The organism is Streptomyces aurantiacus (assembly GCF_001418335.1).
In the GTDB taxonomy this organism is placed as follows: Bacteria; Actinomycetota; Actinomycetes; order Streptomycetales; family Streptomycetaceae; genus Streptomyces; species Streptomyces aurantiacus.
Genome location: NZ_LIPP01000107.1, coordinates 1 through 8728, shown reverse-complemented (window position 1 = coordinate 8728; position 8728 = coordinate 1). Strand labels below are relative to the sequence as shown.

At 68.5% G+C, this 8728-nt stretch carries 6 protein-coding genes; 3 read left to right on the top strand and 3 right to left on the bottom strand.

The genetic code is table 11. The features are described from left to right. On the top strand, window positions 1-231 hold a 231-nt coding region (locus AOK01_RS15595), incomplete at its 5' end, for a glycoside hydrolase family 6 protein (RefSeq protein WP_213862102.1). A gap of 99 nt (window positions 232-330) precedes the next feature. Here AOK01_RS15595 and glxA read toward each other — a convergent pair. The 3 genes from glxA to AOK01_RS15580 all read right to left on the bottom strand — a co-directional run bounded on the left by glxA (window position 331) and on the right by AOK01_RS15580 (window position 5538). After that, window positions 331-2271: a radical copper oxidase GlxA gene (gene glxA, locus AOK01_RS15590; protein WP_055511942.1), complete on the bottom strand. Its 1941-nt coding sequence runs from the start codon at window positions 2269-2271 to the stop codon at window positions 331-333. A 138-nt stretch (window positions 2272-2409) separates the two neighbouring features. Continuing rightward, window positions 2410-4476, bottom strand: a complete 2067-nt coding sequence (locus AOK01_RS15585) for a glycosyltransferase family 2 protein (RefSeq protein WP_055511940.1) — start codon at window positions 4474-4476, stop codon at window positions 2410-2412. Between the two features lie 327 nt (window positions 4477-4803). Further along, window positions 4804-5538, bottom strand: coding sequence for a FadR/GntR family transcriptional regulator (locus AOK01_RS15580; protein ID WP_055511939.1), 735 nt, complete (start codon window positions 5536-5538; stop codon window positions 4804-4806). 415 nt (window positions 5539-5953) lie between these two features. Here AOK01_RS15580 and AOK01_RS15575 point away from each other — a divergent pair, with 415 nt between their 5' ends. Together AOK01_RS15575 and AOK01_RS15570 are read left to right on the top strand one after the other, a co-directional pair. Next, window positions 5954-7291 (top strand): peptidoglycan-binding protein, encoded by a 1338-nt coding sequence (locus AOK01_RS15575; RefSeq protein WP_245702270.1) that lies wholly within the window; start codon window positions 5954-5956, stop codon window positions 7289-7291. Window positions 7292-7411: 120 nt separating this feature from the next. Then, complete coding sequence (locus AOK01_RS15570; protein WP_055511937.1) at window positions 7412-8698, top strand: SPFH domain-containing protein; 1287 nt, start codon at window positions 7412-7414, stop codon at window positions 8696-8698. Window positions 8699-8728 lie beyond the last annotated feature (30 nt).

Below are 8728 nucleotides of genomic sequence, written 5' to 3'. Positions count from 1 at the left end.
AGCCGCAACGGCAACGGACCGTACACGGAGGGCGACCCGGCGGAGAACTGGTGCAACCCGCCCGGGCGCGCGCTCGGCGAGTCACCCACCACGAAGACCGGGGACGACCTCGTCGACGCCTACCTGTGGGTCAAGCGGCCCGGCGAGTCCGACGGCACGTGCAAGGACGGCCCGAAGGCCGGCCAGTGGTGGCCGGAGTACGCGCTGAAACTCGCGAAGGCCAGCAAGTAGAACAGTCGGCAGCAGCCTCTACGTGGCTGGGGGCGCCCTCCGATGCGGAGGGCGCCCCCAGCCACGTAACAACTCCCTGCCCGGCAGGGTGGGTTCCCGTCAGGGGATCTCCACCCACTGGGCCTCGCTCGGGGTGCCCTGGTCGTCGGTCACGAAGAGCATGTACCAGCCGGACTGGACGAGGTTGCGTCCCTTCGGGACGGTGACCTCGATGCCGTCCTTCGTCTTCTCGAAGTCCAGCGCGATCGACCGCTGGTCGACGTCGGTGACGTGCGTCGACGCGCTGGGTTTGATCAGCCGGGCCGACTTGATCGACGAGGGGTCCTTCGACGAGAACGTCGCCGAGTCGCCGCGCTCGATGGTCTTCGGTCCGCCGGACAGCGTCGGCCGCGAGCCGCCCTGGTACAGATACGGCGGCGTGTATATCTCCACACGCTGCTCGAACTTGCCCGGCTTGGTGTTGCCCTTGTCGGCGTAGAGCGAGTCCGAGCCGAAGAACATCACGCGGCCGTCGGGCAGCAGGATCGACCCCGAGTGGTAGTTGCGCCCCACCAGCGGGTCGGCGACGCGCTTGAACTTGTTGGTCTTCGAGTCGTACATCCGGGCCTGGAGGATGTTGGAGGCACCGCGCCCGCGGTAGTCCTCCGAGCCGCCGGAGACCAGCACCTCGTCGTTGGGCAGGATCGAGTACTGCGGGTAGCGCGTGCCCTTCTCCAGCTCGGGGCCGTCGACGAACTTCGGGTTGTCGTCCAGCAGGTCGATGATGCGGGTCTTCTTGCTGGACAGCTCGGACTCGCCGACCCCGCCGCCGCCGATCACCATGTACTTCTCGTCCTGCGCGGGCGGCAGCAGCACCGTGCCCGCGGTCTCCAGGCGCTTCGGGTCGGACATGCCCTTGAGCTTCTTGAACTTGTTCGTCTCCACGTCCCAGACGCCGGGGTCACGGCCGACGTCGTCCGGTCCGTATCCGGCGTTCGCGCCCGAGTAGAACAGCTTGCCGTTCTGCATCAGGGAGATCGCCGGGTAGGTCGGGAACTGCCGGACGCCGTCGGTGTACGCCCACTTCTTCGTCTTCGGGTCGTACACCTCGTTCTTGCCCGGCACCAGCTGGCCGATCTCGTCCAGACCGGAGAGGCTGAGGATCTTGCCGTCGGACAGCGTGGTGAGGGTGGGGTACCAGCGCGCCTCGTTCATCGGGTCGACCTTGATGTACTTCTCGGCGACCGGGTCGAACTCGTAGGCGTCCCTGATGCCCTGGAAGTCCTTCTTGTCCAGGGCGAGCTTCTCGGCGATGCCGTACGTGTTGCGCGCGTCGGTGCCCGACAGGCCCTGCACGCGGTAGTTGTCCTGGGTGCCCGTCTCGTACTTGGAGCCGCTCTTCTGCGCCTCGACGTAGATGCGGCCCAGGCCCGGTTCGTTGCGCTGGAACTCACCGGTGGCCTTGTCGAAGACCTTCTTGGCCCGCTCGACGACGACCGGGTCCTTCGACACGAACGTCTTGCCGCCCTCCTTACCCGTGAAACGGGTGCCCGCGGGCAGGGTGATCGGCTTGTCCGGGTTCTCGTTGTGGACGACCATCAGGCCGCCGGCCTTGGTGATGTCGCCCTTGAGCTTCTCGTACCGCTTGGTGCCGCCCGCGATCAGTAGGTTGCCGTTGGCCAGCTGGGTGTGGCCGGTGCAGAACAGGTCGGCCGGCGTCGGGACCTTCTTGATCGTCTTCTTGACCGGGTCCCAGATGCGGGTGTCGAACTTCTTCGCGTCGAAGTTGTCCTGGTTGTTGCCCGAACCGGCGATCAGCAGGATCTTGCCGGTGCGCAGGAGTGCGGCGTGAATGGTGTTGAGCCGGTACTCCTCGGGGAACTCGACGATGTCCCACTTGCCGTTCTCGGCCTTGTACTCAGCCTTGTTGATCTTGTAGTCGTGGTACTGATCCGACCCGAAGCGGTACAGCGCGGGTCCGTTCATCCCGGCCAGCGCAAGCACCACCGCCGCACCTATCGCGATGCGGCGGGCACGGCGGCGGCTGGAACCGTCTTTCACTTCAAATCCCGTCTAACTTGTCTGGAATATGGCACTTGAGGTATTTGAGGCACTTGGGGTGCTCGGAACGCTGGGTGCTGGGGGCGCTCGGGGTACTCGCGGTACGGGGTGAGGTACGCAGCGGACCGGCCGCGGGTCTCATTCCCCGGGCGAGGGGGGCAGTCCCCCGAGGGGGATCTGCACGGTCTGGTCGGTTCCCCCGCTCGACGCCCAGCTCGGCTTGTGCTGGGGGGTGTGCGGAGCGGCCGGAGACTGATGCGGCTGCTGGTATGGCTGCTGGGACTGCTGATGGGTGGGCTGCTGAGCCTGGTGCGGCTGGTAGGACTGCTGGGGCTGGAGGGGGACCCGGCTGTCCTGCATGGGTGCCGAGAACTCCAGAGGGGCAGCACCCTGACCACCGTGGCGGTGCTTGTTCCCCTTCTTGTCCTGCCGCATCATCCAGCGCCAGGCGAACATCGGCGAGGCGGTGATGAGCAGCGCGAACGTCGCCCAGATGATCATCGCCGGGTGGGCGTGACCGTAGACGAAGCCGGCCGTGATCGAACCGCTGAAGATCGCGATGAAGTACCAGTGGTAGCGGAACGTCCCGAACCAGGTGTCCGGGCTCGCGGAGTCGCCCTTCGGGGTGACCACGAACTTGCTCTTGCGCCGCAGCATCGAGTCGATGAGCGCCTTCGCGTACAGCGGCGCCGACAGTGCGGACATGATCATGCCGGCCACACCGCCGGAGCCCTCGGGCTCGTGCGGCGAAACGTTGTGGCGGCGGTTCCAGACGTAGAGGCCGATCTGCAGCGCGGACGCGTTGCCGTAGAGCATCAGCCATATCGCCGGGTCGATGTTCACACCCGAGGCGCCGAGACCCAGGAACAGGGCGCAGCTCAGCGCCGCCAGTATCCAGTTGAGGGCCGACATCGGGTAGAAGATGATCATCATCGTGTAGTTGAAGAACTTACTCGGCGGCAGCGAGTAGATGCCCTTCCAGTACTGCTTGAGGATCGTCTCGTACGTGCCTCGTGACCAGCGCATCTGCTGGGTGAAGAAGTCGGTCCAGGCGTTCGGGCCCTCGCCGACCGCGAGGACGTCCGGGGTGTAGACCGAGCGCCACTTCTTGCCCGTCGCCGGGTTCGTGTGGCGGTGGATCTCGAAGCCGGTCGCCATGTCCTCGGTGATCGAGTCGTACAGGCCGCCGATCTGCTTCAGCGCCCTGATGCGTACGGCGTTGGAGGTGCCCACGAACATCGGCGAGCCGTAGGCGTTGCCCGCGCGCTGGATCAGCGCATGGAACAGGAACTGCTGCGACTCGGCGGCCTTGGTGATCGGGTTGTCGTAGTTGCCGTAGACCTGCGGGCCGATCACGAAGCCGATGTTCGGGTCGCGGAAGAAGCCCAGCATCCGCTCCAGGTAGTTCGGCAGCGGGACGTGGTCGGTGTCGACGGAGGCGAAGAAGTCGTACTGGTCGCCGTGCGCGTCCAGCCAGGCGTTGTAGTTGCCGTGCTTGGTCTTGGCGCGGTGCGGACCCTTCTTCTGGTTCCACTTCTCGATGCCCTTGCGGGAGAAGTGCTGTACGCCCAGGCGCTCGCAGACCGCCTTCACGGCGGGGTCGTCGCCCTCGTCGAGGAGCCAGACGTGCATGAGGCCGCGGTGGCGGATCTTCACCGCGGCTTCGAGGGTCTTCGTCACCATCTCCAGCGGCTCTTTGCCGGGCACGAAGGAAGTGAGGAAGGCCACTCTCGTACCCGTCTCGGGCACCACGGGTATCGGGTCGCGGGCGACGAGCGTGGCGTGCGCGTTGGACAGCACGTTCATGCAGCGGAACAGCTCGATCAGACCGATGGAGACAAGCATCACCATGTCGAGCGCGGGCAGGAAGTCGTAGGCGGGATAATCGCGTTCGGTCCAGTGGGAGGGCTGCAGCAGCCAGGCCAGCAGTACCAGCGACAACAGCGGCGCGGCGCCCAGCATGAGGGCGGCCCGCAGCCGGTGCGGCTCCTGCGAGAGCAGCGTGCGGTACTGCACCTTGTACGGCTTGCTCGGATCCGGCTGTGTCAGAGGACCCGCGAGGCGGCTGTAGTGCTCGTAGTCGTATCTCGGCAGGTTCTTCTTGATTCTCCGGAAAGTGCCGGTCCGCGTCTGTGACTCCACCCTGAGCTGGGTGGTCTCGGACGGGTCGGAGTTCTGCCGGGCGCCCGTCGGCGTCGACGTCATGAGTCATCCCCCCACACGCGAGGTTCCGCGTGCTCGTTGTTCCGTTCGCCGGATCATGTCCCCCTAGACATGCGCAGGCGTATCAACAGCAGGCCCCCGTCACCACATCTTCCCCATACCTTATAGACATGGCGGAGCGGCCTTCCGGTTGCATGATGCCCCCCTCGACATCCCGTTCGACATCCGTTCACGGACAGGGCCCCCATTCCCGTCCTCGGACGCAACCGGTTTCCAGCCCCCCGACTGCAGTGTGACCGCGGCCTCTTGTGGCCCAGGGTTCTACGCCGTTCACCATGATCGCAAGGCGCGAAACACGGTGTTTACCGGTCATACGCGCTGATTGGTACCCCTGTCGGCGCCTCTGCCGGTGCTCCTGCCGGTCTCTTTTGATTCCGTCGCGGTCAATCGTGTGCGGATGTTGCCGAAGTGTTCCCTTATGGCGTCCTCGGCCCTTGTGGCGTCGCCGGAACGCACCGCGTCGAGGATCTCCCGGTGCTGCCGACAGGTGACCAACGGATCCTGCGGAAGCTCCGCGAGATCCGTGCGTACGCGGTGGAAGGCGTCCCAGAACGCCTCCAGGAGCTCGCTCAGCAGCAGGTTGCCCAGACCCCGGTAGAGGGTGGCGTGAAAGGCGCGGTCGGTCTCGGCGAGACCCGTGCCGGCGGCGGCCTCGGCCTCCATGCGGTCGACCAGTGCGTCCAGCGCGGCCAGGTCGTCCGGCGGGACCCGGCCGGCGACGCGGGAGACCAGCCCGGTCTCCACCGCCTCGCGCAGTTGCAGGAGCTGCAGGAGGCTGTCCTCGCCGCGGTAGTGCCCGGCGACCGTGCGGAAGGCCAGGCCCTCGATCATCGGCGCCATGGACATCGGCCCGACATACGTGCCGAAGCCGTGCCGGATCTCGACGATGCCCATCGCCTGGAGACCCTTGAGTGCCTCGCGCACGGAGTTCCGGCTGGCGCCGAGCATGTCCATGAGCTCGGGCTCGGTCGGCAGTAAGGCGCCGGAGGGCAGCCGACGGTCGATGATCAGCTTCTTGATCTGCTCCTGGAGGTCGCGCGCCATGGCGAGAGGGTAGCGGGTCCCTCGCGGGGGCCTTTTGCGGTTTCGGGTGCGGCTCCGGTGGGGGTTGGCGGCGCCTCTGCCTTTTGAGGGCGCGGGGAACTGCGCGCTCGGCTCCCACCGGAGCCGCACCCGAAAAACAACCCCGTACATCATTCGGACCGTCAACATGCGACACCCGCAGACAGTTGAGAAACTGACGGACGTGCAGAAACGCGGAATTATTCAACGGGAGTCCGAGGGACGCCGCACGACGGCTCCGGTATTCGAGGAATTCACCCCTGAAAGCAACTGTGACTGCCCAGGATGTACACACTGGCGGCGCGTACTGCCGCATTCCGTGGTCGGCGGATCAGGCGGCCACCCGGCGGCCCGCCCTCCGGCCGTCGGACGCGCCCGGGCCGGCGGGACGGCACCCATGGCGCTCGCCCTCGCCGCGGCCACGGGCACGGCCCTTGGCGCGGCTGGAGCGGCCCCCGCCGTCGCCGTGTCCGCCGCCGCGCACGCCCCGCAGCACCCCGGCGGACCAGCGGCCGGCGCCGCCGCGGTCAGCGAACTTGCAGTCAGCGAACTCGCGGTCAGCGAGCCCGTGGTCAGCGAATCCGCGGTCGACGAGCCCCCGGTCGACCAACCCGGCACACCGCAGGGCGGCCTCGCCCCGCTGCACGGTCCCGGTGGTGCTCCGGCCAGGGTGAAGGTGCCGTGGACGACCCGGGCCGAGATCATCGACCGAGCCAAGACGTGGGTCGCCGCGAAGGTGCCCTACGACATGAACGCGTACTGGTCCGACGGCTACCGCCAGGACTGCTCGGGCTTCGTCTCGATGGCCTGGAACCTCGGCGGGAACGAATGGACGGGCAGCCTCGACACGTACGGAGTCAGGATCGCCCGGGAGGAGCTCCAGTCCGGGGACATGCTGCTCTTCCACAATCCGGCCGACCCCGAGAAAGGATCGCACGTCGTGATTTTCGGCGGCTGGACGGATTCCAAGCAGACCCATTACGTCGCGTACGAGCAGACCCGCCCGCACACCCGCAGGCAGGTCACTCCTTACGCCTACTGGAGCAACTCGGACCGCTATGTCCCGTACCGCTACAAGGGCGTCAAAGCGGAGGCGGGGGACGGCGGCACGGACACGGACACGGGTACGGGTACGGGTACGGGCACGGGTATGCCCGTCACCTCTCCGGTCACGGTCGCCTATCCCGGCAAGGCGGCCTTCGGGCCCGGCACGGACAACGCGTACGTCACCCGGCTGGGCCGGATGCTCGTCGAGCGGGGCGCGGGAGAGTTCTACAGCTCGGGGCCGGGGCCGCGCTGGTCCGACGCGGACCGGCAGGCGACCCGGGCGTTCCAGCAGGCGCAGGGCTGGACCGGGGCGGACGCCGACGGGTTGCCGGGGCCGACGACCTGGTCGTACCTGGTGAACGGGAAGGGCCGTGACGTCAGGGCCGTGAGCGGCGGCGGCACCGGCACCCCCGCGCGGCCTCCGGCCGACGGTGTCGCCTCGCACGGCGTCGCCGGCTATCCCGGCCGGGCGCTGTTCCGGCCCGGCGCCGACAACGCCTACGTCACCCGGCTCGGGAAGCAGTTGGTGAAGAAGGGGTTCGGCAAGTACTACACCCAGGGTCCCGGCCCGCGCTGGGGCGAGAGCGACCGGCGCAACGTGGAGGCGTTCCAGCGCGCGCAGGGGTGGCGCGGCGGGGCGGCGGACGGCTATCCGGGACCGGAGACCTGGCGACGGCTCTTCGCCTGACGGGCACCGGATCGCACTTCTCTCATGGCAGTTCTTCCTGGCGCGGAGACGCAGCGGCGCGGACGCGCGGAGGCGCAGAGGTATGGCGCAAAGGCACGGCGCAGAGGTACGGAGGCACGTATGAGCACGACGACCACTTCACACTCCCCGGAGCCCGAGGGGGCCCCCGAGCCGGACGGTCGCGACACCGAGGGCCGGGACACCGAGGGTCGGGACACGGGTGGCCGTGGGGCGCGGGTCATTCACACCGAGGCGACCACCGAGATCCCCGTTCACCTGCTGTTCCGTGACGAGCCCGAGCCGGTGTCCGTGGCGCTCGCGCCCACCGTCGTGAGCCACCGGCGGGATGGGGGCGCCCCCATTCAGGCGCAGACGAGAAAGACGAGAAAGACGAGAGAGGGGGACGGCGAGCAGCCGCGGATTCCCCCGCGCACCCCGGCCCCGCTGCGGCCGAGGCCCGCTCCGGAGGTCGACCCCGGCCTGGTGGAGCGGCCCGCACGGGTGCTGCCGGGCATGGCCGGAGCGCTGGCCGGTGCCGTCGGCGCGACCGGGTGCGTCCTGGCGTCGTGGTGGGCGGGTGTCCTGCCGCCGCTCGCCGTGGCCGCGCTGGGTCTGCCGGCGCACACCGGAGCCGGGCTCGGCGGTCCGCAGTGGGCGGCGCTCGCGGGGTGCGGGGCGCTCGGCCTGTTCGGATTCGGCGGACTGGCGCGCGGCCGTACCGGACGCGCCTGGGTGCTCGGCCTCTTCGGCCGCTACCGGGGCACGGTCCGGCGCACCGGGCTCATGTGGGTGAACCCGCTGGTGCTGCGCCGCCGGATCGACGTACGCCTGCGGCACTGGCGGAGCGATCCGATGCCCGCGGTCGACGCGAACGGGGTCGCACTGCGCGTCGTCGTGCTCGTCGTCTGGCGGGTACGGGACACCGCACGCGCCGCGCTCGGCGTCGAGGACCACGAGTTGTATCTGCGCGAGTGCGTGGAGGCGGCGCTCGCCCGGGTGCTCGCACAGCTCCCGGCCGACGTCTCACCGCACTCACCGCACTCACCTCGTTCGTCTCATTCGTCGCACGCGGTGGACTCCGCGACCCTGCGCAACACGGAGGCCGTCAGCGATGCGCTGACCCGCCTCGTCGCCGCGGACGCGGCGGCGGCCGGCCTCCAGGTGTACTCGGCGCAGCCGCTCGGTGTGGAGTACGCGCCCGAGATCGCCGCCGTGATGCAGCGCCGCCGGCTCGCGGCCCTGGACGCCCAGCACCGCGACAAGGTCCTCACCTCGGTCGTCGACTCCGTGGAGGACACGGTGACCCGGCTGACCCTGCGCGGTCTCGTCGAGCTCGACGACTACGAGCGCAAGGCTCTGGTGAAGGACCTGACGGTGGCGTTCTATACGGGGCATGGAGATCGCTGACCGCCACAACCCTGACCGCGACACCCCTGA

Bases quoted from the DNA above. Each gene is read 5' to 3' on its own strand.
- AOK01_RS15585 (WP_055511940.1), bottom strand. From the start codon at position 4,476: ATGACGTCGACGCCGACGGGCGCCCGGCAGAACTCCGACCCGTCCGAG.
- AOK01_RS15580 (WP_055511939.1), bottom strand. From the start codon at position 5,538: ATGGCGCGCGACCTCCAGGAGCAGATCAAGAAGCTGATCATCGACCGT.
- AOK01_RS15575 (WP_245702270.1), top strand. From the start codon at position 5,954: ATGGCGCTCGCCCTCGCCGCGGCCACGGGCACGGCCCTTGGCGCGGCT.
- AOK01_RS15570 (WP_055511937.1), top strand. From the start codon at position 7,412: ATGAGCACGACGACCACTTCACACTCCCCGGAGCCCGAGGGGGCCCCC.